The sequence below is a fragment of the Natronorubrum thiooxidans genome (genome assembly GCF_900156475.1).
Lineage (GTDB): Archaea > Halobacteriota > Halobacteria > Halobacteriales > Natrialbaceae > Natronorubrum > Natronorubrum thiooxidans.
On the sequence record NZ_FTNR01000012.1, the window covers coordinates 76,923 to 102,818 of the forward strand.

Below are 25,896 nucleotides of genomic sequence, written 5' to 3' on the forward strand. Positions count from 1 at the left end.
AGTCCGCCCAACCCGAGTCAGAGCGTCTCGAGAATCCCCAACACTCGCTCTTCTGCCTCTCGATCCGGGCCGTGCTCGCTGCCGTCGCGGTCGCTCTCGAGATGGGCGTCGACGGCCCGTTCCATGGCTTCCTCGAGCGGCGTCGATTCCCAGCCCAGATCGGCGAGTTTCGCCGTCGAGAGCACGTGCGGGTACGATCGATAGAGGAGGTAGTCCTCGAGGTCGATCCCGCCGGCCGCGAGTTCGTGCGGGCCGGCGTGGACGATCTCGACGTCTGTCTCGAGCTGTGCTGCGATCACCTCGACCAGTTCCTCGAGCGTCGTGAGTCGTCGATCCCCGACGTTGTACGCCTCGCCAGCCTCGCCGCGTTCGGCAACGATCCGAAGCGCGCTGGCGACGTCTACGACGTACGCTCGATGCCAGATGTTCGTTCCGTCGCCGGGAACGAGCACGCGATCGAACCGGTTTACCCGGTCGATCCACCAGTCGAGGCGCTCGGTGTAGTCGTGTGGGCCGTAGACGATACACGGCCGGACGCTCATCGCGTTGCGTCCTTTCTCTGCGGCCGCAAAGACTGCACGGTCGCCCGCTGCCTTGCGGTTGCCGTACGTGTCACTCGAATCGTCGATCGCCTGTTCGGTCGTACAGGCCTCGAGTGGTGTCTCATCTTCGCGTTTCGGGACCTCCTCGCGGCCGTAGGCTGCACCGCTCGAGACGTAGACGTACGCCTCGCGGTCGTCGAAAATTCGCGTCGCCGCTTGCACGTCTTTCGGGTGGTAGGCGACACAGTCGAAGACGGCGTCGGGGTCGACTGTGGTTGCGGCAGCCTCGAGCGCCGAGTCGTTCGTCCGGTCGCCTTCGATGTGGCTGACGCGGTCGTCACTCTCGAACGGGTTGTCGTGGTTCCCTCGAGTGAAGATCGTTACGTCGTACTCGTGCTCGAGTAACTCTTCGACGAGATGCCGGCCGATAAACCGCGTGCCGCCGATGACGAGTGCGCTGTCCATGTCCGTTCGTCGTCGCTGTCGGGGAAAGGTTCGGCGGTCTGCAGTGTGTCGTGTGTCGTCGGGTGGGTGTCGTGGCTGTGGCTCCGAACCAGGCCAGTTTTTTCGGTTCGTATCCGACAGCCAGTATGGGCGGTACCTACGTTCTCGTCATCGACGTGCCTCGAGCGACGACTATCGACGTCGGCGCACTAGGTCCCCGCGAGTTCACTGCCGGAACCTACGCGTACGTCGGCAGCGCCTTCGGCCCGGGCGGGTTCGCTCGCGTCGATCGCCACCGCGAACTCGCCGCCGGTGAGCGCGAGACTTGCCACTGGCATATCGATTATCTGCTCGGCCACTCGGAGACGACCCTCGAGTCAGTGATCAGGTTTCCCGACGCGGATCGAGAATGTGAACTGGCAGCCTCACTTCCCGGCGACCACGTCCCCGACTTCGGGGCGTCGGACTGTGGCTGTGAGGCACACCTGCTCGAGTCACCGGGCGAAGACGCCGTCTGCGAGGCGGCCGTCGACGCCGGCGGTGTCGTCGATGAGGCGGAGTGAAAACGAACCCCTGAGTTATTACGGATGCGTGTGAATCGGTAGCCATGAGTGATTCGGCATCCGATACCGACCCAGAACTCAGCACCGACGCGATGGACCGATTCCCCGTTCCGGCGTTCGACGACCTGCCCGATGATCTGCAGGATCGAATCGAGGAGGAGACCGACCGCGCCGGCTTCACGCCGAACGTGTTCTCGGCGATGGCGTACAAACCCTCCCACTTCCGCGCCTTTTTCCAGTATCACGACGCCCTCGTCGAGGACGCTGCCCTAGAGCGCGAGGAGATCGAGATGATCGTCGTCGCCGTCTCCGGCGTCAACCACTGTTACTACTGCAACGTGGCCCACGGAGCGCTGGTCCGGATCTACGCCGACGACCCCCGGCTGGCCGACCAACTGGTCGCCAACTACCGAACGGCCGATATCAACGATGCCCACCGGACGATGCTCGACGTCGCCGTGACACTGACCGAGCACCCGACCGAGGTCGAACCGGCCGACCTCGAGGCGCTGCGCGAGGCCGGGTTCAGCGAGGAGGCGATCTGGGATATCGCGGCCGTCACGGCCTTCTACAACCTGAGCAACCGACTCGCGATGTTCGCGGAGATGCGGCCGAACGACGAGTTCCACACGCTCGGCAGGGAGTAACCGACTGCCACACATCGGTTGGGACGAGCGCACGAACGCCGATTTGTTGGGACCGTTTCTCGAGGGAATTACTCGATGATTGAGGTTTTCTGATCGAGACAGCAATCCGACACAGACGACAAGATTAGATGAGGCTAAATATTAAGTTAGTATAGAGAAAAGACGTAGGTGAGGTGATCAGACAACGAAACCGAACCAACGACGTTGACGGTTACTGTTACCGGGTCAGATCGTGCCAGGAAAGTCCCGGTAAACAGCGGAAGCCGGTCTGTGGTTACGGTTCTTCGCCGTGTTTGCGTGGTCAGTCATCGTAACTGTCGGCCGGCAATTGAGCTCCTGTATCCGCGTATCTCTCCGCTGTTTTCGGACGGAAGCTATCTGTTTTGCGTTGCGTTCAATACAGTCGTTGGATAGTGCCAAGAGGCAACCGTTCGACCACGTCCCGTTATCTCTACTGCCAAGCGCTGATTTAGATACGACTAATCTATTATATAGATGGAAACAACTATATGTGTTGCCACATCAGTTCCTTCCATGACGAAGGATTCCCCTTCCTGCAACGATCTGACGAAGGATTCCCCTTCCTGCAACGATCGCTGGTCGCGTCGACGCGTCGTATCGGCAGTTGGTGGTACCGCAGTCGCTGGACTGGCCGGCTGTCTCGGTGACTCGGACGACGGCGACGGCGGGACCGTTTCCGTCGCGTCGTTCTTTACGTTCTATGATTTTGCGAGACAGATCGCCGCGGAGACGCCAGTTTCGGTCGAGAACCTCGTTCCCACGGGAATGCACGGCCACGGCTGGGAGCCGGATCCATCGATCCAGCGGGATATCACTGACGCGGATGCGTTCCTCCACGTCGGCCCCGACTTCCAGCCGTGGGCCGATCGAGCGATCGACACCCTCCAAAACGAAACTCAGGAAACACAGCTGATCAACGTCCGCGAGGGAGTCGACCTGATCGATCTCGCCGACAGCCTCGACGACGATGAGGCAGTCGGGGACGCGAAGGACCCTCACTTCTGGCTCGACCCCGAACTGGCCATGACGTCGGTCGACAACATCGCTGACGGACTGGCCGAAGTCGCGCCGGACCACGAGGACACGTTCACCGAACACGCCGACGAAGTCAAGTCGGAACTCGAGACACTCGACGAGGAGTGGCAGGCGATTTTCGATGCGGCCGAGCGTGACGTCCTCTTTTTGGCCGCACACAACGCCTTCGAGTACGTGGCCAATCGATACGACGTGACGATCGAACCGCTTGTCGTCAACCTCGCGGCCAACGACGACGTGCGCCCGGCGGATATGCAACGCGCACAGGAGACGATCGCGGACAACGACATCCAGCATATCGGTGCCGCGGTCTTCGAACCGATTCGGCCTGCACAACAGCTGCTCGAGCAGACGGACGTCGAGGCGTACTATCCGGTGACGCCGTACGCCGGGACGGCCGAATCGTGGGCCGAGCGCGGCTGGGGCTACTTCGACATCGCACGCAACGTCAACATGCCGACGTTCCGTCTGCTCGCAGGCGCTGCCTCGCCTGACGAAGTAACCTTCGAGGACTACGGTCAGAACTTCGAGCCGTGAGACCACTATGACCCCAGAACCAACCCACAATCGTAGCACTGGAGCGGACCCCATCGTCGACGTCGAGGACGTCTCGTTCGGCTACACGGCGAGTCCGGTCGTCGAGGACATTTCGCTCACCGTCGAGCGCGGCGAGTACGTCGGCATGATCGGCCCCAACGGCTCCGGAAAGAGTACGCTATTGCGACTGATACTCGGACTGCACGAGCCCGACGAGGGCCAGGTCGAACTGCTCGGCCACCCCGCGCGTGCGTTCGCCGAGCGCGAGAAGGTGGGCTACGTCGCCCAGGACGTCACCGAAAACACGAAGCGAATGCCGATCACAGTCGCGGAAGTCGTCCTGATGGGCCGATTCCCCCACGCGGGCTTCGGCCGCATCACGAGCGACGACCGCGACCGGGCCCGGCAGGCGCTTCGAACCGTTGGCATCGACCACCTCGCCGACCGGAAGATCACGCAACTGTCCGGCGGCCAGCGCCAGCGTGCGTACATCGCTCGCGCCCTCGCCGGCGAGGCCGAACTGCTCGTGCTCGACGAGCCGACGGTCGGCGTCGACGCGGAGTCCGTCGACGCCTTCTTCGACCTGCTCACGGACCTCAACGACGACGGGATGACCATCTTGCTGGTCGAACACGACATCGGGGCCGTCCTCGAGCACACCTCGCGGGTGATCTGTCTCAATCGAGCGCTCTACTTCGACGGCGACCCGGTGGCGTTCGCCGATAGCGACGCGCTCGACCGTGCCTACGGGACGAACGTGCGCCGCGATGACGGGGTGGTGCTGTCGTGACTGGCGCGTTGCTCGTTACCGTTGTGTTGGGCGTCCTCTATGGCGCACTCGACTGGCTGATCGATCGCTGGAGCGACGCGCTCGGCTGGATCGGCGAGACGTTCGGTATCGGGATGCTCGACTACGTGTTCATGCACCACGCGTTCCTCGTCGGCAGTCTTATCGCCGTCATGGCACCGCTGATCGGGACCTTCCTGGTACACCGACAGCTCGCGCTCATCGGCGACGCCCTCGCCCACACCGCCTTCGCCGGCGTCGCGGTCGGCCTGTTCGTCAACGCGACGTTCGGGACCGGCATCTCGCCGTACGTTACGGCTGTCGTCGTGGCGATGATCGCATCGCTCGCGATCGAACTGATCTCGGAGGTGACGGACGCCTATAACGACGTCTCGATGGCGATCGTCCTCTCGACTGGGTTCGCCCTCGGGGCCGTGCTGATCAGCCTCAATACAGGCGGGCTCGCGGTCGGGATCAACCAGTACCTGTTCGGAAACCTCGCGACTGTCTCCCGGGAGAACGCGATTCTCTTGGTCGTCCTGTTCGTGGTCGTCACGCTGGTCGTCTCGCTCACCTACAAACAGCTCCTGTACGTGACGTTCGACGAGACGGCCGCTCGAGTCGCCGGGCTTCGCGTCCCCTGGTACAACCGGGTGATGGCGATGCTCACCGCCATGGTCGTCGTCGGGGCGATGCAGATCATGGGCGTAATTCTCGTCGCCGCGATGCTGGTCGTCCCGGTCGCCGGCGCTGCGCAGTTCGCACGGAGCTTCAGAGAGGCGCTATTGGCCTCCGTCGTCCTGGCACAGATCGCGGTGCTCGTCGGGATCACACTGTCGTACCAGTATGAGGCGACGGCCGGCGGGACGATCGTCCTCGTCGCCGTCGCGATCTACATCGGGGCCGTCCTGGTCGGGAAGGTCCAGTCGAATCAGGTGACCGCCGAAGAACCCCGATCCATTCCGGACGAAGAACTCGCGGACTGATCCGACCTACTCGACTGCACGAAAAGAGCTGTTCTCACGTGATTTATTGCAAGAGGTGACCGACGTTACGCGTCGACCCGGTCAGTCGTCGCTCGTGGCGACACTGGCCGACTCGGCCTCGAGTTCGGTCTCGGGCACGCCGGGCAGTTCGGTGCGGACGTCGTCGCTACCCTGCTCGGTGATCGCCTCGTGGTAGGCGTCGGGCATGATTTTGACGAAGGCCTCGAGTGCACGCTCCCAGTTTTCGAGCAGGTGTTCGCCCCGCTCGGAGCCGGTGTAAGCGACGTGGTTCTCGATGAGTCGTCGCAGCATCTCCTCGTCTCGATCCTCGAGGTCTTCGTGCAGCGAGACCATCCCGGTGTTGGCGCGGTCGGCGAACTCGTCGTCGGGGTCGTAGACGTAGGCGACGCCGCCGGACATCCCCGCGGCGAAGTTCGTGCCCGTCTCGCCGAGCACGGCGACGACGCCACCGGTCATGTACTCACAGCCGTGGTCGCCGACGCCCTCGACGACGGCTTTCGCGCCGGAGTTGCGGACGGCGAAGCGTTCCCCAGCGACGCCGTTGACGTACAGTTGGCCGTCGGTCGCGCCGTAGAGCGCGACGTTGCCGATCGCGATATTCTCGGTTGGATCGTAGGCGGCCGTTTCGGGCGTCCGGATGGTGAGCTTCCCGCCCGAGAGTCCCTTGCCGACGTAGTCGTTGGCGCTGCCGTCTAAGTGCATCGAGACGCCGCTCGCGAGGAACGCCCCGAAGCTCTGGCCAGCCGTCCCCTCGAGATCGATCGAGATCGTATCTTCGGGGAGGCCGGGCTCGCCGTAGCGGCTGGTGATGCGATTCGAGAGCATCGCGCCGACGGTGCGGTCGACGTTCGTGACGCTGCTCGAGAGCATGACTGGCTCCTCGGTTTCGATCGCATCGGCGGCGGCCTCGATGAGGTCGCGGTCGAGTTGGGCCTCGAGTTCGTGGTCTTGCTCGCGGATCTTGCGCCGAACGTCGCCGTCTGGTTCGGCAAGCACCCCCGAGAGGTCGACGCGGCGGGCTTTCGGGTGCTCGACGTCGTCGCGCTGGGCGAGGACGTCGACATGGCCGATCATCTCGTCGATCGTCTCGAATCCGAGTTCGGCCATAAGTTCGCGCAGTTCCTGGGCGATGAACGTCATGTAGTTGATGACGTGTTCCGGTTCGCCGGGGAAGCGCTTGCGCAGGTCCTCGCGCTGGGTCGCGACGCCGACCGGACAGGTGTTGTTGTGACACTGCCGGGCCATCACACAGCCCGAGGTGACGAGGCTAGCAGTGCCGAAGACGTACTCCTCGGCACCGAGCAAGGCGGCGACGGCGACGTCACGGCCGGTTTTCATCCCGCCGTCGGCGGAGACGCGAATGCGGTCGCGTAGCCCGGTCGCACAGAGCATCTGGTTCGCTTCGGCGAGACCGAGCTCCCAGGGGAGGCCGGCGCTTTTGATCGAGGTTCGGGGCGAGGCACCGGTGCCGCCGGAGTGACCCGAGATGTGGACCACGTCGGCGTTTGCCTTCGCGACACCCGCTGCGACCGTGCCGATGCCAGCCTCGGAGACGAGTTTGACGTTGATGTCTGCCGCCTCGTTTGCCGCCTTGAGATCGAAGATAAGCTGTTTCAGGTCCTCGATCGAGTAGATGTCGTGTAGCGGCGGTGGCGAGATGAGACCGACACCCGGCGTCGACTTGCGCACGTGGGCGATCATCTCGTTGACCTTCTCGCCGGGGAGGTGACCGCCCTCGCCCGGCTTCGAGCCCTGTGCCATCTTGATCTGCAACTCGTCGGCGGAAGAGAGATACGTCGAGGTGACGCCGAACCGGCCCGAAGCAACCTGCTTGACGTTACACTCCTTTTCGGTGCCGAAGCGTTCCGGCGGCTCGCCGCCTTCGCCCGAATTCGACTTGCCGCCGATGCGGTTCATCGCGATCGAGTTGTTCTCGTGGGCCTCCGGCGACAGGCTCCCAAGCGACATCGCTGCCGTCGAAAACCGCTGGACGATGTCCTTGATCGGCTCGACGTCCTCGAGCGGGACCGGGTCGCGATGCGAGTCGAACTCGAGTAAGCCGCGCAGGGTCTGGAGGTTCTGTTGCTGGTCGTTGATCTGTGCGGCGAACTCACCGTAGCGCTCGTAGTCGTTCGAGCGGACGGCCTGCTGGAGCGTGCCGACCGTGTCCGGGTTCCACTGGTGGTGGATCCCGCTCGAGCGGTGTTCGAACTCGCCGTGACGATCGAGGTCCGGTTCCTCGCCGTCGAAGGCGGTGGCGTGGCGCTCGCGGAGGTCTTCTTCGATCTCGGCGAGGCCGATCCCTTCGGTGCGGTTCTCGGTGCCGTCGAAGTACTCGTCGACGAGGGTCGAATCGAGACCGACGGCCTCGAAGATCTGGGCGCCCTGGTAGCTCTCGACCGTCGAGATCCCCATCTTGGCCATGATCTTCAGCAGGCCGTCTTCGACCGCGCCGACGTAGGCGTCGATGGCAGTGTCGGTGTCCGCGCCGTCAGCACCGGCCGTGATGTCGTCGATGGTCTGGTAGGCCAGGTACGGGTTGACCGCGCCGGCACCGTAGCCGACCAGCGTCGCGAAGTGATGGACGGTGCGCGGATCGGCGGACTCGACGACGAGGCCGACGTGGTTGCGCAGGCCGTTTCGCACGAGATGGTGGTGGACGCCACCGGTCGCGAGCAGACTCGGAATCGCCATCCGATCCTCGTCGACGTTCCGGTCGGAGAGGACGAGCACGTCGTGGCCCGCGTCGATCGCGTCGACGGCGTCCTCGCGAACGCGTTCGATCGCCGCCTCAAGATCTTCTCCCGGCTCCTCGCTCGTCGGTTCGTAGGTGATGTCGACCGTCGCGGCCGTGATACCGTTTGTCGAACAGTCACGGATCGACTCGAGATCGCCGTCGGTCAGAATCGGCGAGTCGAGTACGAGCTGGCGGGCGTGTGCGGGCGATTCGGAAAGCAGGTTCCGCTGGAAACCAAGTCTGCTCTCCATCGACGTCACCAGCTCCTCACGAATGTAGTCAAGCGGCGGGTTGGTGACCTGTGCGAACAGCTGTTTGAAGTACGAAAACAGCGGCCGGTTGAACTCGGTGAGCACCGACAGCGGCGTGTCGTCGCCCATCGAGCCGACGGGGTCTTTCCCGTGTTGCATCATCGGCTCGATCATGTTGTCGAGTTCGTCGTGGGTGTAGCCGAAGGCGGCCTGGTGATCTCGGAGGTTCGAGACCGACTGGCGAGGCGTGCTGTCGTCGGTCGTCCGGATATCGCCGAGTCGAACCTGTTCCTGGTCGACCCACTCGCCGTAGCGGTCGTCGGTGAGGTCCTCGAAGACCTCGTCGTCCGGAATGACGCGTCCCTCGTTCGGATCGGCGAGGAACAGCTGGCCGGGCTTGAGCCGCCCTCGCTCCTTGATCTTCGACGGCTCGGTCTCGAGTGCGCCAGCCTCGCTGGCCATGATTAGGCGGTTGTCGGTCGTGACGTCGTACCGACACGGACGCAGCCCGTTGCGGTCCAACACTGCGCCGACGCGTTCGCCGTCGGTCGCCGCGACGAGTGCGGGGCCGTCCCACGGCTCGACCAGCGAGGCGTGGAAGTCGTACCAGTCTTTGCGGTCCTGGTCCATCGACTCGTCGCCCCGCCAGGCTTCTGGGACGAGCATCCGGAGAGCGTGTGCGAGGTCCCGGCCGTCCTGCATCAGCAGTTCGACCGCGTTGTCGACGCTTGCCGTGTCCGATTGATCGGGATCGTCGATGATCGGCTTGACCGCCTCGAGATCCGCTAAGACCTCGCTCTCGAGGTCGGTCTCGCGGGCGCGCATCCAGTTGATGTTGCCCTGAATGGTGTTGAACTCGCCGTTGTGGATGATGTTCCGGTAGGGGTGGGCGAGATGCCACGCGCCGAGCGTGTTCGTCGAGAACCGCTCGTGGACCATCGCGAACGTCGATTCCATCCGGGAGTCAGTGAGATCGGGGTAGTAAGACGCGACCTGCTCGCCTTTGAGTAGGCCCTTATAGACGAGCGTCTCCGAATCGAGCGAGCAGACGTAGAAGCGCTCAGCGTTCTCGACATCGGTGGCTTCAACGGCGTTCTCGAACGCGCGTCGGGCGACGTAGAGTCGTCGGTCGAACGCGTCGCCGGCGATGTCGTCGGTCGGCGTCACGACGACCTGCCAGACGTCGGGTTCGGCGTCGACGGCTGTCTGGCCGAGGTCCGCGTTGTTCGTCGGCACGTCGCGCCACTCGAGGGCCTCGAGGTTGTAGGTCTCGAGCGAATCCTCGATGATCGAGATCAGTGCCTCACGTGCCGTCTCGTCCTGTGGGAAAAAGATCGAACCGACGGCGTAGGTGTCCGGAAGATCGGCCTCGAGAACGCCGTCGAAGAACGAATCGGGCATCTGGAGCATAATCCCCGCGCCGTCACCGGTGTTTTTCTCCGCGCCGGTCGTCCCGCGATGCTCGAGATTGACGAGCAGTTCGAGTCCATCGGCGACGACGTCGTGGCCCCTGTTCCCATCAAGATCCATGACGACGCCGACACCGCAGTTCGACCGCTCGTCGGCAGGGTCTGCGAGCCCCCGCGAATGCTCTGCAGACGTGTGTGGCTGTGACATACCCACAGATAGCGACAACTGGTATAAGAGGCTGACCCATAATGACTAAGTGTATTATAGACACATATAATCGTATATAAGGTGTATTGTTTTACATGAAAGATAATAATATACCACACCCCGGATGGTTGCTCGAGCGATCTGCTTTCGATAGAACTCGGCTCACAACCTGCGAGACGGCCCCACTGCTTCGTCAAACGGAAATGACTGCCCGGTGTGGGCAGAAGTGTCAGAGGCACGTAGTGCTCACCCACCAGAGTGAACACCACGGCTGTTCGTTATCTTGCCATCTATAAGCAAGATGTGGTTAAAGAGTTAGGTCTGTCTGTAACTAACTATCATGAACTCTGCCGGGTTGAAACTGCTGTGAGTGCGACCGCAGTCGTTCGGTTTTCCGGCTTCGATCACGAGGGATCGGTCGCTCGAGGTCCCGTTGGATACGTGGATTTCTATTAGAGAGGAGATATATGTGGTCCGGGACACCGAACAGCGAATCCTGCCTTCGATGTCCAGTTGACAGTCTCAGTAGGACTTCGCGAAGTACGCAATCTCGTCTGCGGGGTCGCCACAGACGCCACACTCGTCGTGATCGGGTTCGGGAACCTCGCCGGCCGTGGTCCCGCCTTCGTCCTCGAGTGGCTGCATGACGATTTCGGCGGCGATCTTCTCTTTGATCGCCTCCTCGCAGGCCTCGTCGCCACACCACGACGTCTTCACGTAGCCGCCGTGTTTGCCGATCGTGCCGAGGATCTCTTCCGGACTGTACGCTTCGCGGACGTTCTCCTCGAGGTTTGCTTCGGCCGCGTCGTACAGTTTGTCGAAGACCTCGTCCAGATGCTCGTCGACGCTCTCGACGATTCCGTCCCGATCCGCGACGGACTCCTCGTTGTCCGGCCGGTGGACCAACGTGACTTCCTCGTCTTCGACCTCGTAGGGGCCGATCTCGAGGCGCAGTGGCACGCCGTTTAGCTCGTGTTCGTTGAACTTGAAGCCGGGGTTGCGCTCGTCGCGGTCGTCGAGTTCGACGCGGAATCCGGCCGCCTCGAGTTCGTCGGCGATGTCCTGCGAGTACTCGAGGACGTCGTCTTTCGTGTCCTCCTGCCAGATGGGGACGATGACGACCTGCGTGGGCGCGATCGTCGGCGGGAGCACGAGCCCCTGATCGTCGGAGTGGGTCATGATAAGCGCGCCGATCGCGCGCCAGGACAGCCCCCACGAGGTGGTGTAGGCCGTCCGCTCGTCCTCGTCCTCGTCGGCGAACGTGATGTCGAACGCCTCGGCGAAGCTCTGGCCGAGATTGTGGCTCGTCGCCCCCTGGACGGACTTGCCGTCGGGCATCAGTGCCTCGACGGTCGTCGTGGTGTCGGCTCCGGGGAACTTGTCGTGTTCGGGCTTCTTACCGCGCAGGACCGGGATCGCCAGCACGTCTTCGTAGAGGTTCTCGTACTGGCCGAGGCGGGTCCAGACCTCCTCCCACGCGCCTTCATTGCTTGCGTGGGCGGTGTGACCCTCCTGCCACATGAACTCCTTCGTCCGGAAGAACGGCTTCGTCTCCGTCGCCTCCCATCGAACGACCGAACACCACTGGTTGAGCCGCAGCGGCAGGTCGCGGTGGCTGCGGGTCCAGTCGGCCATAAAGGGCGCGATGATCGACTCGCTGGTCGGTCGGACGGCGAGGCGCTCCTCGAGTTCGTCGTGGCCGCCGTGGGTCACCCACGCGACCTCGGGGTCGAAGCCTTCGACGATGTCTTTCTCGCGCTCGAGAAAGCTCTCGGGGATGAACATCGGGAAGTAGACGTTGTCGACGCCGGTCTGTTTGAACTGGCTGTCGAGGGCGTCCTGAATGCCTTCCCACAGCGCGTAGCCGCGCGGTTTCGTGACGATGAAGCCACCCATCGGGGCGTAATCCGCGAGACCTGCCTTCTGGACGACTTCGGCGTACCACTCGCCGGGCTTGTGCGATTTCGACTCGGTAATCCCGAGTTCTTGACTCTCGTCGCTCATTGAGTCGATATGCAGTCAGCGCGGGCTTAAACCATGCGAAGGCAGATCCACCCTGAAAACGAGGCGAGCAACGGCCCGTCTGTTCATTCCGGTTCTCGGAGGTTTATGGGGCTGGGTACACAGAAGCGTGTATGAAAGCAATCCAGGTAGCCGACTACGGCGATAGCGATCAACTCGAAGTCATCGACGCCGACCTGCCGGAGCCGGGAGCCGGCGAGGTCCGCATCGAGGTCGAAGCAGCCGGGATCAACTTCGCGGACATCATGCAACGCCGCGGCGTCTATCCTGGCGGTCCCGACGCACCGTATCATCCCGGCATGGAGGCTGCGGGCACGATCGACGCGACCGGCGAGGGTGTCGACCTGGACGAGGGCGACCGCGTCGTCGCGATGCTCAACGGCGGCGGCTACGCCGAGTACGCGACCGCGAACGCACAGATGCTCTTCCCGATTCCGGAGGGGATGCGCTTCGAGGAAGCCGCCGGCTTCCCCGTCCAGTTTCTCACCGCCCACAGCTGTCTGTTCGAGTGGGGCGGCCTCGAGGAAGGCGAATCGGTCCTGATTCAGGCCGCCGCAGGCGGCGTTGGCACGGCCGCGGTCCAGCTCGCCTCGAACCACGGCGCGGAGGTCTTCGGCACCGCGAGCACCCAAGAAAAGCTCGACCTCGCCGCCGAGTTGGGCTGTGACCATCCGATCAACTACACCGAGACCGACTTCCGCGAGGTCGTCGACGACGAAACAGACGGCGAGGGCGTCGACCTCGTCTTAGAGAGCGTCGGCGACGACGTCTTCGAGCGCAGCCTTGACGCGATGGCCCACTTCGGCCGGATGGTCACCTACGGCGTCGCCAGCGGCGTTCCAGCCGCAGCCGAGAACCGCCGCCTGCTGTTCGAGAACAAGTCCGTTTCAGGCTTCCACCTCGGTCAGGCCGCCACCCACGACCCGAGTCGGATCATGAAAGCCGTCCCCGAACTCACCGAGGGGCTGACGAACGGCGATCTCGAGGTCATCGTCGGCGAGTCGTTCGCGCTCGAGGACGCAGCCGAGGCCCACCAGTATATCGAGGATCGCAAGAGCTCCGGGAAAGTCGTGCTCAAACCCTAACGCTTCGACAGCGGTCTGTTCTGATACACTACTTTTCGTCCGAAATGCGGAGCGATATTCCCATTCGGTCAGCAATATACGTGAGGCCACCAACGGCTCCAATATATGTGAGGGCATTGAGTATCCCACTCATCATTTCGAACATGTCTATCATTAGTTGACACTACTGTAGAGAATAATATTATTTATAACTATCTCTTCTATTTTCGATCGGCTGCAAACGAGACACCCCACTCGAGGTCGTGCCCGACGAATTCGGCCTCGTCCAGCGGTTGCCCGCCCTCGAAGCGGAACTTGCCGACGACCGTCTCGCCCTCGAGGACGCCCGGCAGCCAGAGGTGGTCGTCGTCCCACATCTGCTCGTAGGGAACCTCGTCGATCGCGACCCACTCGGGATACGCTTCCTCCGAGGCGGTCGGCTCGCCTGCAACCGACCGCGTGCGGTAGACGTGACAGAACGTGTGTCCCTCGCCGTCGAGCAAGAAGGTGAGTTCGCCCGCTTTCTCGAGTGCACTGGGTTCGACCTCGAGGCCGACCTCCTCGTGCGTCTCGCGGACGGCACACTCGCGTGGGGTTTCGCCGGCCTCGAGTTTCCCGCCGGGGCCATTGTACCACCCCTCGCCGAGGCCGCGTCGCTTCTCGATCAAGAGCACCTCCGTCTCACCGTCGCGTCCCTCCCGCATCGGAAAACACAGCGTCGTCTCGCGCATATCCCAGCGTTCGCTCGCGGTGGGATAAGGGTGTTCGCTCTCGAGTGCGGTCAGTCGTCGCTCGAGACCCGCAGGTCGGTGTACTCCTCTGGCGCACAGCCAAGCGACCGATGCGGGCAGTGTCGGCAGTGCTCGCCCGGTGTCGTCTCCTCGAGCGAGGGGTCGTCGACTGCCGTGAGCGTCTCGCGGACGACCGACCACGGCGGGAGGTCGTCGGGGTCGATGAGGTCGACGCGCGGCCCATCGACGTCGCCGACGTAGACGTAGCCGACGACCGAGATCGGTTCGTCGAAGCGTTGCTCGCAGGCGCGGGCGTACAGCGCCAGCTGGGTGGCGTCGGCGGGCTCGATCCGCTCGGCCGTCGCCTTGTAATCGAGGACGGCGAGGTCGCCGTCGGGCGTCCGCCGGATCGAGTCGATGTAGCCCACGAGGCTGCCGGTGACGCCGTCGATCCCCTCGAGCGTGAAGGGGAGCTCTGCAGCGACTTGCTCCCAGTCGGCGACCGGCGCGTCGAACGCGGGTGCACTCGCCTCGAAGTAGCGCCTGATGCAGGCCAACACGGCCTCGCGGTGCTCGAGCAGATCACGCGCGGTCAGCTGTCGGATGGCAGCTGTCTGCCATTCCGCTATGGTTCGGTACTCCCGGTAGAAGGCTTCCTCTGCGACGTCGTGAAAGAGCGTGCCGACGAGCCGCGACCCGGTCCCGGCAACCGGATCGTCGTCGGGCATCGACGCCAGCGGATCGTCGGTCGCCCGCACGACGTGATCGAGGTAGTGCTTTCGCGGACAGGTGTCGTGGGTTTCCATCGCCGTGTAGCTGTGGCGCATCGCGACCGGCAGCTCGGTCGCGTTCGAGAGCGTTTCGACAGGGAACCGAACCGCCTCGGTCGTCAACGCGGACGCCCGGCGACCGCTCGGTACCGATCGCGTCACCCCCTCGAGTTCGCGCTCGAGTCCCCCGAAACTCGCCGTGTCGGCTGCTGGGAGCAACGTTCCCTCACGCAGCAACCGGCCGAGTTTGTGGACCGTCCGAATCGCCTCGCGCGTCTCGAGGGGTTCGTGCTGGCGGTCGTCGTAGCCGGCGTAGTAGGTGATCGTCCCCGGACTGCGGCTGGCCGACAGCGCGATTTCGTCGGTTCGGTCGACGACAGTTTCTGGATAGGTGTCCTGTACGCGCTCGAAACTCGCTTGCAGCGACGCCCAGAGGTTCATCCGCTGGCCTGTCACTGACCACTCGATCTCGCTTGCCAGACATGCCTCGGCGGTCGACGCCGCGAGTTCCTCCTCCTCACCATCGTAGTCGTACTCGGAGCCGAAGACGAACAGGTGGTTCTCGGCGCGGGTGAGCGCGACGTGTAACACGCGCCACTCCTCGCCGACCGTCTCGGTCGCGAGATCGGCACACAGCGGCGAGTCGATCCCGTCGTCGAGTGCCGCCGCGAGCAGCCGGTACTGTGCGCGCTCGGCGTAATCGCGCTCGACACACCACTCCTCGTCGGAGAGGTACGGAACGAGGACGGTGTCGAACTCGAGGCCTTTGGCCTGGTGGACCGTCATCACGTCGACCGAATCGGTCGACTGCGTGCCCCGTGTCCGGTCGGTGCCGGTGCCCTCGAGCATCCCCTTGACGGCGTCGACAAAGCGCGGCGTCAGCGTCTGGATCACCGAGTCGGCGGTGTACGCCTCCACGAAGCGCTCGATGCGCTCGAGTTCGTCTCGCTCTTCGCTCGTCAGGAACCACTCGAGTCGCGTCAGTTCGCGAAAGCGGCTGAAAAAGCCAGTGAGTGGGTAGACGTCCCGAAGCGTTGCTAGCGTCTGGAGGTGCGAGCGCGCTCGCACGAGGCGGTCGGGAGACTCGAGCGTTGCTGGATCGATTGCCATCACGACATCGTACAGCGTCCCCTCCCGTCGCTGGAGGGTTGCGAGGTCGTTCTCGGAGAGGCGATACCGATAGAGCAGTACACGCCGGAGGTGGGCGTCGGCATCGGAATCGACGAGCACACGCAGGTACGACAGCAGCGTCTGGATTCCGGGCTGGATCTCGCCGCGTGGCGACCCCGAAATCTCGTAGGGAATCTGGCGGTCTCGCAGTTCGTCGGCGACCGCCTGCGCGTGGCGGTTCGTTCGCACGATGACCGCGATGTCCTCGAGCGTGCGCTGGGGGACGTTTTCTGCGTCGTCGTTGAGCAGCCGCGAGACGGTCGTCGCGACCTGTTCGGCCGTCGAGCGGTCGATCTCGTCGCTTTCGATTTTAATCACGCGATCCGGCGGCTGGCGTTCCGTTCCAGCGCTGTCCTCGCCGTCAGTCCCGTACTCACCGGGTGTGCGCCCGTCTTCGCGCAGTGTCTTCGTCGACTGCGGGCCGTACTCACAGTGATTCGTCAGATCGAGAATTTCCTGTCGCGAGCGAAAGTTGAGTTCGAGTTCGATCGTCTCGTGGTCGTCGTAGGCGTCGGCGAGCCTGTCGAGACCTTCCCGATCGGTCCCACGCCAGCCGTAGATCGCCTGGTCCTTGTCACCGATCGCGAGCAGGTCGGGTCGGTCGGGGCCGTCCGTCAGTTCGGTGATGAGCGCGGACTGCGTCTCGTCGGTATCCTGGAACTCGTCGCAGTAGACGTCGGTCCACTGGCTCGTGATTTCGTCGGCGATCGCGGGATCGTCGAGCAGTTCCGTCGCCGTTCGCACCAGTTCGTCGAAATCGAGCGTCCGCTCGCGCTCGAGGTGGTCGTGATAGTCGGCGTACACGTCAGTGTAGTGGCGCGCGAGACGCAGGAACTCGATGTAGTGTTTCAGCCGCCCGAACGGGCTCTGTTCGATCCGAGTTGTCGCCGTCCGCCAAATTTCGTTGCCGAACAGCGCCCGTGGCAGCTGTTTGGTCGTCGGATCCTCGAGGTCGAGCACGTCGATCGTGTTCGTCACACAGCCCTGGAGCACCCGGAGATAGCGCTCGACGTCGCGGACGACCGCGTCTTCGCGGAACGTCGCCGGCGCTTCGGCGATCTGTTCGCGACAGAACTCGAGGAGTTTGCCGTAGCCGACCAGTGACTCGGTGGTCGCCTCGAGGTGGTGATCTTCGTTGAAATATCGAAGCGACTCGTTGTCAAAAGAGAGGTCGGCGCTTGCTCGTCGCTCGAGTCGGAGGACGAACTCGTTGCAGAGCTCGAGGGTGCGGACAGCTGGCAGCTGTGTCTGTAGCTCGTCGGGGGTGATGTCTTCCTGGCTCATCGACTGGATGAACCGGTCGACGTCGGCGGCGAACTCCTCGGGTGAGCCGTCGCCACGCACTGACGCGGCCGCGAAGTCGTACTCGTTCTCGGCGAGTAGCCGGCCGACGATCCGCCGGCGTTTGCGTTCGGTGATCACGTCGAACTCGGGGGAGTAGCCCAGATAGTAGGCGTACTCCCGAACCAGCCGGTAACAAAACGAGTGGTAGGTGTAGACGTCGATCGCCGCGGTGGCCTCGGGGTCGAGGCGTTCGGCGACCGCGTCACGGATGCTGCCGGCGGCTTCGTTTGCGAACGTCAACACCAGAATGTCGTCGGGATCGACGTCGCCGCGTTCGATCGCGTGCTCGATCCGCATGAGCATCGTCGTCGTCTTCCCGGTTCCCGCGCCGGCGTCGACGGAGGTACAGGCTGCCCGGCTGTCGATGACGGCCTGCTGGTTCCCTTTCGGTTCGTCGACCGCGCGCTCGATTGGACTGTTACCCATCGAACTGCACCTCCTGGGCGATGTACTCCTGACAGCAGACCGTGTACGAACAGTCCGGACAGGCGTGGTTCGAAATCGAATCCCAGCGGTCGGTCGGATCGAACGCGCCTGTGGCCAGGCGGCCGGCGACAGTCGCCAGCCGATCGTCGACGGTTCGGTTACGGTGTTCGTGTGTCATGCCGTATGTATGGTGGTCGATGTAGACGTCGGTCAGATCCGCCACGTCGAGGCTCGTCTCGACTGTTTTGCGAGCCCAGTTGACCGCCGTCTGCGAGCGATCAGCGAGTGGAATTCGGACGTACCGGCAGGTTCGGTTCTCGAGGCCCAGCCGCCGACAGTGGTTGCGAAGCCCGTCGATGACGACGGCGGTTTCGAACAGTGCGCCGACGAACGCCGGCTCGAAGACGTCCGCGTCGGGGTCGAAGTGGTCGGTAAACTGCTCGGCGACGGCCCCTTCCCATTCCGATCGGTAGCGCAGCAGGCCGAGCGATCTGAGCGTCGGGACGAATTGGACACCGACGACCGCGGAGCCATCGGCGTAGACGTAGTCGACGCTCGAATCGATCGACACCGTCGTGTCGTCGGTTTCGTCCGTTCCGGGAACCGATACTGTACTCGAGAGCGAAAGCCCCGGCCCGATCACGGCTCCCTCGGTCGCCTCCGACGCCAGTCGTTCGATCCCGGCCGCGTGGTCGACGCCGACGCGGTCGACGTACGCTGTCGCGGTCGCCTCGAGCACTCGCCGTTCGTGGCGTCGCTGGGCTAGCGAGTGAAACGGCTCGTCGTGGCCGTCCCACAGCGCCTTGAGTCGCGCTTTGATGGCGTCTTCGAGGGCCTCACGGTCGAAGTCGCCGCGTCGAAGCCCGTCACAGATCGCCGTCCGCAAGAGGGAAACGCGGTCGTCGATCGTAGTGTCGTCGTCACTCCCGGCGAGGCCGTGGTCGTGGGCGAACTCGTACCGGCGCGGACAGTGGAGATACGTCTTGAGGCCCTCGACCGTGAGTTCCGTCGCGTCGACCTCGTCGTCGCGGGCGTGCTCACTCATTGCGAACCACCTCCCCGGCGGCGAACTCGAACTGCGAGCGCACCGCCTCGGCGAGGTCGTCGTCGATGTCGCCATCCTCGAGGACGACCGCGATCTCCTCGAACAGCTCCTCGGTCGTTCCGAGATCGGCCTCGCCACCCGTACTCGCTTCCCGGAGGATTCGCTCGAGTTCGCCGTGGGGTTGGGCGAGCAGCGCCTCGAGAGCGTTCGTCTCGCCGTGGATCGCCGCCGTCGTGTCGCTGTCGACGGCCGCGAGCTCGAGGCCGGGGGTCGAGTCGACCAGATGCAGGTAGCGAGACTCGTCGTACGTTCGGCGCAGACCGCCGGCGCCGCGTTCGTACGAACAGCAGTAGAGCTGCGTCTGGGCGGCTCGAGATGCGAGCGCGAGCCGTCGCCGGGAGCGCTGGGCGTGGTAGGTTTCGAAGGGGTCGCCGACGCTGTCGGGCGCGACGGTGGAAAACGTCGCTGTCAGTTCAGCGCGAGGGGGATCGGTGACGGCCGGATACGTCGCCATCTCGCGCAGCCACGCCGTCGGAAACAGCTGGGTGAGAAACTGCTCGCCGGGGTAGTTATCGTCGATCAGGTCGAGCAGGAAGACGGCTTCCCGCGAGTCGTACTTGAGATCGTCGACGGCACAGACCGTGACGCCGCCGGTCGGCGGCTGCGTCTCGACCGCGTGGACGTAGGGCGCGTCGTACTGGATCGTCCGCCGGAGCATCCGTCGCAGCCCCTGCCAGTCCGGACCGACGAGATCTGTCTCCTCGACGAACCGGGCGATCTCGAGCACTCGACGGATGCCTTCGTACTGTTCGCGTGCGTCGACCCACGCCTCCTCGCGGGCGATGCGGCCTTTCAGATCCGTCCGGTGGAGCCACCGCTCGAGCGATCGGGAGACGCTCGAGCCGGCACACGACTCGAGCAGGTCGGGCGGGAACTCTTCGACGCGAGCCTGCAGTCGGTCGAGCGAGACGTCGAGCGGATCGCCCGCGTCTCGATCGGACGGGGGCGCGTCGAGCAGGTCGCGTCGTCCGGAGCCACGCTCGAGTTCACACTGTAGGGTCACGAACGCGTACAGTTCGTTGACGGCTGGATCCTCCGCGAGCGAGGGGGTGCCGATCGTCGCCGTGGGGACGCCAGCCTCGCGAAGCTGAGCTCTGGTTTCGGGGACCCGTTCGATTCGTGGCACTGCGACGGCAACGTCGTCGTACGTCCAGCCGTGGCGGTCCCGAAGCGCCTGGATCTCGGTGGCGACGCGTTTGCCCTGCTCGCGGGCGGTTCGAGCGCGGATTCGGCGTGCCCGACTCGGTGCCTGCTCGGTGGCTTCGTCTGCGCTTGCTGCCGACGGTGACGCTCCAGTCGCCAGAAACCGCGTTATCGCCCGGTGTGGCGGCTCGATGCGCTCGTCGGCACTCTCGAGTCCCGTCTCGAGCACCTCCACCGCGAGACTGCCGTCGACGTGGTCCTCGATGCGGCCGGGTTCGACGCGCGTGCGTTCGACGCTGGCGTGGCGCTCACCCAGACAGACGAGTTCCGCATCGTGGGTGAGCGCCCCGAGATAGCGCCGGTCGAGCCGCCGGTACTCTTCGAACTCGACGGCGAGGACGGCATCGATCGAGTCGGTCACTCTGGTCTGTAGCCCGTCGGTGTCCGCCTCGAGCAAGTCGACGGTTCGGGGGATCACATCCGCCCGCTCGACGTAGCCACGATTCTCGAGTTCGGCGTGGAACCGGTCGTTCATCGCATAGAGAAAGGCCAGACAGTCGTGGGGGGTGGCCTCGAGGTCGTCGAGGCGAAGTCGCTGGCGGGTCGCCTCGAGCAGCAGTTGCCCGACGTCGCGGGCGAAGCTCTCGTGGCTCGCCGCGCGCTCGAGGTAGTCGGGGACGTCGCGGCTGGCCCCGTCGATCACGAGCGAGATGAGTTCGATCCGTTCTTCGTACTCGAGGCGATCCAGCGTCGGATCGTACTCCTCGAGCACTTTCGAGGCGTGTTCGGGCAACGACTCGACGCGTGGCGATCGCGGCGAGCCGTTCGTCGCGTCGACACTCGCGAGGGCCTCGGTCAGCGACTCGAGGCCCGCCGGGTGTCGTTTCAGGACGAGGACGTTCCGGGGGCCGTACTCGCTGGCGAGGGCGGCGTATTCGGACGCGATCCGCTCGAAAAGGGCGTCGCTGGGCACGGGCTCGGAAAGGAGTTTGCAGGTACCCTCGAGCGGGGATGGAGGGGACGCCATCAGTTGATCTGTCCCTCAGTATGGCCGAGTTCGTATTTAAACCTGCGGCGGCCCTCGGCTCGAGGCCCTGCCGCATTGATAACTCTTATCACGTCTAATGCAAACAATCATTCATGGACGATATTTTCGTTGCGCGAGTCATGTCCTCAGATGTACATACGGTCACACCGGACACGCTCGTCGAAGACGCCGGGAAACTGATGCTCGAGAAGGATATCGGCTCGGTGATGGTCGTCGACGAGGACAACCAGCTCGAGGGCATTCTGACGACGACTGATTTCGTGCAGATCGTGGCCGAACGCAAGCCCAAAGATCAGACGCCGGTCTCGGCGTACATGACCACGGACGTGATTACGGTCACGGCCCAGGACGGTATCCGTGATGCCGCGGACGTGATGGTCGACCACGGCTTCCACCACACTCCTGTCGTCGACGAGGACGAGGGTGTCATCGGAATGCTGACGACGTCGGATCTGGCGTCGTATCTCTCTCGAGCGGAGACGCCGAGTCCGGCGTAGCTCAACGGTCGTCTGTTCGCTTGTTTTTCGACTCGACGGCGTCGTCTTCGGTCATCCAGCGGACGGTCTCCTCGAGTCGATCGCGGAGTGACCGAGCCTCCGATGGCGTCAGTTCGACGTCGGCATGCCCTGTTCCGTGATCGCCAGCCATCGCGTCGATGCTCAGGACAAGCCGGTTGCCCTCGTCCGATTCGGGCCGAACCGAGATATCTGCCCGGTCGGGGTAGTCCCGCGGCGGCCCGAACTCGAGGTCAGTCTCACCGCGGGTGACACCCACCTCGACGTGTTCCGGGTGCTCGAGGTCGAACGAGTCCGTCGGATCCTCAGCGATTGGTGCCGGTTCCGGCTCCGACTCCGCGCGCTCTTCATGGTTGGTGTCCTCTTGCATAGGTATCGATTGGCCCGCAGGTGCCTTGGCTGTATGGCCGAACACGGACCGATGACAGTCTCGTGTGGGTACTTATATATAAAATATAAGATATGATGCCTCAGTCAACAGCGAACGTATCGGCTGCGAGCAGCGCGCCGCCGACCCAGCACTCGCGGGCGAACCAAGCGAAGTAGCCCACCACCATGGCGGTGAGAACGGCCTCGAGCGATCCCAGCCCGGTGATGCCATCGCCCTCGAGCAGGCTCACAGCGCTGATAGTCGTCCAGCCGACCGCGAGCAGCGCGATCGCGACTGCGGCGACACGGGGCCAGCTGACGGTCACGGAGCCGATCGAGACGCGCTCTCGGTTGCCAGCGGCGAGCATCGCTGCGCCGACGACGACGAGCCACGCCATCAGCGCCACCGTCGTCGGCTGTGTCGGCTCACCGAGGACGAGAAAACTGGCCGCAAGTAGAAGGGTCACGAGGCCGCCGCCGGCGAGTCCGCGCCGGACGATTCGCTTTCCACTGGTCATTGGGCTGGGGTTGGCTGTCGGCCGCCGTTAACGGTTCGGATCGCCGCCCGCACGGTCGACAGCGCTGTCGAGACGCGACCCGACTCGCAACCGACGACACGCCCGCCGTCTCGAGCGACGATTATCTAGTGCAGCCCGCGACGTTATTAACGGCCGTGGGTAAAAGAACAGCTATGAGTGAGAAAGGCACACGAACTATGACGGCGTTTGCAGGGCTCGGCCTCTTCCTCTGGTACGTTTCACTGGATCTTACGGGGAATCCGATCGTTCGATTGGCGATCCTCATCGGCGTCGGGGTGCTCGTGCCGATGCTGATCAACGAGTCGAGAACGAACTGGCTGGCTACCGACCACCGGCAGTGAGCTGATCGGTCTGCTGTACCGATTTCCCGGCGCAGCCGCAGGACGGGGCGCGATCGCACCGGAACTGACCGACGCCGGTCCGTCTCAGTCGTCGTCCATCGGTGCCGTCACAGGCTCGACGCGCTCGCCGCGTGGCCCCTCGAGATCCACCTTTGGCAACAGATCGCGCAGATACCGGCCGGTGTGGGAGTCCTCGAGGCGAGCGATCGCTTCCGGCGTACCGGTCGCAACGATTTCGCCGCCGTTTTCGCCGCCTTCGGGGCCGAGGTCGATGACGTGGTCGGCGTTTTTCACCAGGTCGAGTTCGTGTTCGATGACGACGATGGTGTTGCCGTTGTCGGTCAGTCGGTGGAGAACGTCGATCAGCTTGCGCTCGTCCTCGCTGTGGAGCCCAGTCGTCGGCTCGTCGAGCAGGTAGAGCGTCTCGCCCGAATCCTTCTTCCCGAGTTCCTCCGCCAGCTTGACCCGCTGGGCCTCCCCACCGGACAGCGTCGTCGAGGGCTGGCCAAGCGTCATGTAGCCCAATCCGACGTCTTTGAGGAGTTGCAGACGACGACGAATCTGACTCGAGGACTCGAAAAAGTCGTATGCTTCCTCGACTTCCATCTCGAGGACGTCCGCGATGGTCTTGCCCTTGTAGGTAACGTCGAGCGTGGCGTCGTTGTAGCGTGCGCCGTCACACTCCTCACAGGGGACGTACACGTCCGAGAGGAAGTTCATCTCGATCTTGACGGTCCCTTGCCCGCCACACTCCTCGCAGCGACCGCCCTTGACGTTGAACGAGAACCGTCCCTTCTCGTAGCCGCGTTGTTTCGAGAGCTTCGTCGAGGCGAACAGGTCCCGGATGTAGTCGAAGACGTTCGTGTACGTCGCCGGATTGGATCGGGGCGTTCGACCGATCGGCGACTGGTCGATCAGGCGCACCGTTTCGATCTCCTCGAGTCCCTCGAGGGCGTCGTGGTCGCCCGGAATCACGCTCGTATTGTTGTTCATCTCGCGGGCCAGCCCCTTGTAGAGCACTTCGTGCATCAGCGTGGACTTGCCCGAGCCGGAGACGCCGGTGATCGCGGTGAAGTTTCCGAGCGGGATGTCGACGTCGACGTCGTCCAGATTGTGCTGGCGGGCCCCGCGGATCGTCAGCGCCCCCTCGGGGTCGCGTCGCTCGTCTGGAACCGGAATCTGTCGCTGGCCGGAGAGATACTCGCCGGTGATTGAGCCCTCGGTCCCCTTGACCGCCTCGACGGGGCCGTTCGCGACGACCTCGCCGCCGCGCTTGCCGGGGCCGGGCCCCATATCGATGACCTGGTCCGCCCGACGCATCGTCTCCTCGTCGTGTTCGACGACGATCAGGGTGTTGCCGATATCGCGCAGTTCCTCGAGCGTATCGAGCAGTCGGTCGTTGTCCCGCTGGTGGAGCCCGATCGAGGGCTCGTCGAGCACATAGAGGACGCCGACGAGGCCGGACCCGATTTGTGTCGCCAGCCGAATGCGCTGGCTCTCCCCGCCCGAGAGCGTCGAGGCCTCTCGATCGAGCGTGAGATACTCGAGGCCAACCTCACACATGAAGCTGAGTCGCGAGCGAATCTCCTTTAAGATCTCCTCGGCGATCACTTTCTCGCGCTCGGTGAGGTCCGCTTCCATCGACTCGAAGTGCGCTAAGGCGTCGCCGATGCTCATCGCGTTGATCGCCGTGATCGAGGTGTCGTCGACGAGTACGGCCCGGCTCGCGGCCTTGAGACGGGTACCATCACAGGCCGGACATTCCGTGGCCGACATATAGTCCTCGATGTGCTCGCGGGTCGAGTCCGAGTCGGTCTCGAGGTAGCGCCGCTCTAAGTTCGGAATGACGCCCTCGAAGCGCTTTTGCTTGCGCCGGGTGCCGTTTTTCGTCTGTCGCTTGAAGACGACTTCGTCGGTCGTGCCGTAGAGAAACGCCTGCTGGATGTCCGCGTCGATCTCCTCGAAGGGTGTCGACAGCGGGATGTCGAAATGCGTCGCGACGGCGTCCAGCCGGGTCTGGTAGTACGAGCGGTTGTAGCTCCAGGGCTCGAAAACGTGTTTCAGCGGCTTGGATGCGTCCTGGATGACGAGGTCCTCGTCGACCTCCTTGGTCTCGCCTAAGCCCTCACACTCCGGACAGGCACCGTGAGGAGAATTAAACGAAAACGAGCGCGTCTCGATTTCGGGGACGTCGATCCCGCAGTGGGTACAGGCGAGATCCTTCGAGAACTCGACGACGAAGCGGTCGTCGTCCTCGCGTTCGTCGCCCAGCGCGCCCGTTCGGCGGGCTTCCTCGCCCAGATCCGCGGCGACCTCCTCGGAGGCCTCGGGGAGGATGACCTTCATGACGCCGTCAGCTTCCTCGAGGGCCGTCTCGACGCTGTCGATGATCCGCGGGCGATCCTCGACGCTCACCTTCACGCGGTCGACGATGACGTCGATCGTGTGGTCGAAGTTCTCGTCTAAGTCGGGGTCCTCGAGCGTGAGGTCGTGTTCCTCGCCGTCGACTTCGACGCGGGCGTACCCCTCTGAGACCAGTTCATCGAAGAGGTCCTCGAAGGCCCCTTTCTGGTCGCGGACGACGGGGGCGGCGAGTTTGGCTTTGGTTCCCTCGGGGAGTTCGAGGATGCGTTCGACCATGTTCTGGGCCGACTGCTCGCCGACTTCGCGGCCACAGTCGGGACAGTGGGGAGTGCCGACGCGGGCGTAGAGGAGTCGGAGGTAGTCGTGGAGTTCCGTTACCGTCCCCACCGTCGATCGGGGGTTGTTCGCGGCGTTTTTCTGGTCGATCGAAATCGCCGGCGAGAGCCCTTCGACGGTCTCGACCTGCGGTTTGTCCATCTGTCCGAGGAAGTTGCGGGCGTAGGCGGAGAGACTCTCGATGTATCTGCGCTGGCCCTCGGCGTAGATCGTCTCGAACGCCAGCGAGGACTTTCCGGAGCCCGAGAGGCCGGTGACGACGGTAAACTCCTCGCGGGGGATCGTGACGTCGAGATCCTTGAGGTTGTGTTCCTCCGCACCCCGTACCTCGATGTAGTCTTTGCTCATGAGTCGGTGGTGGCAGGTCGCGACATCGGTTGAGGACTCACTGTTCGGTTCATTGTGGATGCATCAGTGGCCC

Annotated in this window: 18 protein-coding genes; 8 read left to right on the top strand and 10 right to left on the bottom strand. The window is 63.8% G+C overall.

Annotation, left to right across the window (positions count from 1 at the left end; all coding sequences use genetic code 11):
• Positions 1 to 17 precede the first annotated feature (17 nt).
• Entirely contained in the window at positions 18 to 1,007 is a 990-nt protein-coding gene (locus tag BW940_RS15385) for an NAD-dependent epimerase/dehydratase family protein (protein WP_076610106.1), read from the bottom strand.
• A gap of 125 nt (positions 1,008 to 1,132) precedes the next feature.
• On the opposite strand from BW940_RS15385, the gene BW940_RS15390 reads away from it, so the two are divergent.
• The 5 genes from BW940_RS15390 (at position 1,133) to BW940_RS15410 (ending at position 5,562) form a co-directional block, all read left to right on the top strand.
• A complete protein-coding gene (locus BW940_RS15390; RefSeq protein ID WP_076610107.1) occupies positions 1,133 to 1,549 on the top strand; it encodes a GIY-YIG nuclease family protein in 417 nt (138 codons plus the stop codon).
• Positions 1,550 to 1,593: 44 nt separating this feature from the next.
• Entirely contained in the window at positions 1,594 to 2,196 is a 603-nt protein-coding gene (locus BW940_RS15395; RefSeq protein ID WP_076610108.1) for a peroxidase-related enzyme, read from the top strand.
• A 564-nt stretch (positions 2,197 to 2,760) separates the two neighbouring features.
• Positions 2,761 to 3,789: a metal ABC transporter substrate-binding protein gene (locus BW940_RS15400; RefSeq protein ID WP_076610170.1), complete on the top strand. Its 1,029-nt coding sequence runs from the start codon at positions 2,761 to 2,763 to the stop codon at positions 3,787 to 3,789.
• A 7-nt stretch (positions 3,790 to 3,796) separates the two neighbouring features.
• Entirely contained in the window at positions 3,797 to 4,579 is a 783-nt protein-coding gene (locus tag BW940_RS15405) for a metal ABC transporter ATP-binding protein (protein WP_076610109.1), read from the top strand.
• An 8-nt stretch (positions 4,580 to 4,587) separates the two neighbouring features.
• On the top strand, positions 4,588 to 5,562 hold the full coding sequence (locus BW940_RS15410) for a metal ABC transporter permease (RefSeq protein WP_394329404.1): 975 nt from the start codon (positions 4,588 to 4,590) through the stop codon (positions 5,560 to 5,562).
• An 81-nt stretch (positions 5,563 to 5,643) separates the two neighbouring features.
• Here the strand turns inward: BW940_RS15410 and gltB are convergent, their stop codons facing one another.
• On the bottom strand, positions 5,644 to 10,188 hold the full coding sequence (gene gltB / locus BW940_RS15415) for a glutamate synthase large subunit (RefSeq protein WP_076610111.1): 4,545 nt from the start codon (positions 10,186 to 10,188) through the stop codon (positions 5,644 to 5,646).
• Between the two features lie 522 nt (positions 10,189 to 10,710).
• Positions 10,711 to 12,192 (bottom strand): proline--tRNA ligase, encoded by a 1,482-nt coding sequence (proS, locus tag BW940_RS15420; RefSeq protein ID WP_076610112.1) that lies wholly within the window; start codon positions 12,190 to 12,192, stop codon positions 10,711 to 10,713.
• 131 nt (positions 12,193 to 12,323) lie between these two features.
• On the opposite strand from proS, the gene BW940_RS15425 reads away from it, so the two are divergent.
• Positions 12,324 to 13,295 carry a quinone oxidoreductase family protein gene (locus tag BW940_RS15425; RefSeq protein WP_076610113.1) on the top strand — a complete coding sequence of 324 codons (972 nt, stop codon included), beginning with the start codon at positions 12,324 to 12,326 and terminating at the stop codon, positions 13,293 to 13,295.
• Between the two features lie 200 nt (positions 13,296 to 13,495).
• Here the strand turns inward: BW940_RS15425 and BW940_RS15430 are convergent, their stop codons facing one another.
• From BW940_RS15430 to BW940_RS15445, 4 genes are read right to left on the bottom strand one after another with little or no spacing between them, the layout of a single operon-like run.
• Positions 13,496 to 14,005, bottom strand: coding sequence for an 8-oxo-dGTP diphosphatase (locus tag BW940_RS15430; protein ID WP_076610114.1), 510 nt, complete (start codon positions 14,003 to 14,005; stop codon positions 13,496 to 13,498).
• 50 nt (positions 14,006 to 14,055) lie between these two features.
• The gene (locus BW940_RS15435) at positions 14,056 to 17,715 is read right to left on the bottom strand and encodes a UvrD-helicase domain-containing protein (RefSeq protein WP_076610115.1); all 3,660 of its coding nucleotides are present in this window, start codon (positions 17,713 to 17,715) and stop codon (positions 14,056 to 14,058) included.
• Positions 17,708 to 18,760 (bottom strand): PD-(D/E)XK nuclease family protein, encoded by a 1,053-nt coding sequence (locus BW940_RS15440; RefSeq protein WP_076610116.1) that lies wholly within the window; start codon positions 18,758 to 18,760, stop codon positions 17,708 to 17,710. The genes BW940_RS15435 and BW940_RS15440 overlap by 8 nt, the downstream gene beginning before the upstream one ends.
• Positions 18,753 to 20,990, bottom strand: coding sequence for a hypothetical protein (locus BW940_RS15445; protein ID WP_076610117.1), 2,238 nt, complete (start codon positions 20,988 to 20,990; stop codon positions 18,753 to 18,755). Before BW940_RS15445 ends, BW940_RS15440 begins: the two co-directional genes overlap by 8 nt.
• A gap of 113 nt (positions 20,991 to 21,103) precedes the next feature.
• On the opposite strand from BW940_RS15445, the gene BW940_RS15450 reads away from it, so the two are divergent.
• Positions 21,104 to 21,508: a CBS domain-containing protein gene (locus BW940_RS15450; protein ID WP_076610118.1), complete on the top strand. Its 405-nt coding sequence runs from the start codon at positions 21,104 to 21,106 to the stop codon at positions 21,506 to 21,508.
• A 1-nt stretch (position 21,509) separates the two neighbouring features.
• On the opposite strand, the gene BW940_RS15455 is transcribed toward BW940_RS15450, so the two are convergent.
• Positions 21,510 to 21,896, bottom strand: a complete 387-nt coding sequence (locus tag BW940_RS15455; RefSeq protein ID WP_076610119.1) for a hypothetical protein — start codon at positions 21,894 to 21,896, stop codon at positions 21,510 to 21,512.
• Between the two features lie 100 nt (positions 21,897 to 21,996).
• The gene (locus BW940_RS15460) at positions 21,997 to 22,413 is read right to left on the bottom strand and encodes a hypothetical protein (protein ID WP_076610120.1); all 417 of its coding nucleotides are present in this window, start codon (positions 22,411 to 22,413) and stop codon (positions 21,997 to 21,999) included.
• A 173-nt stretch (positions 22,414 to 22,586) separates the two neighbouring features.
• On the opposite strand from BW940_RS15460, the gene BW940_RS21120 reads away from it, so the two are divergent.
• Positions 22,587 to 22,775: a hypothetical protein gene (locus BW940_RS21120; RefSeq protein WP_076610121.1), complete on the top strand. Its 189-nt coding sequence runs from the start codon at positions 22,587 to 22,589 to the stop codon at positions 22,773 to 22,775.
• Between the two features lie 84 nt (positions 22,776 to 22,859).
• On the opposite strand, the gene uvrA is transcribed toward BW940_RS21120, so the two are convergent.
• A complete protein-coding gene (gene uvrA, locus BW940_RS15470) occupies positions 22,860 to 25,823 on the bottom strand; it encodes an excinuclease ABC subunit UvrA (protein WP_076610122.1) in 2,964 nt (987 codons plus the stop codon).
• Positions 25,824 to 25,896 lie beyond the last annotated feature (73 nt).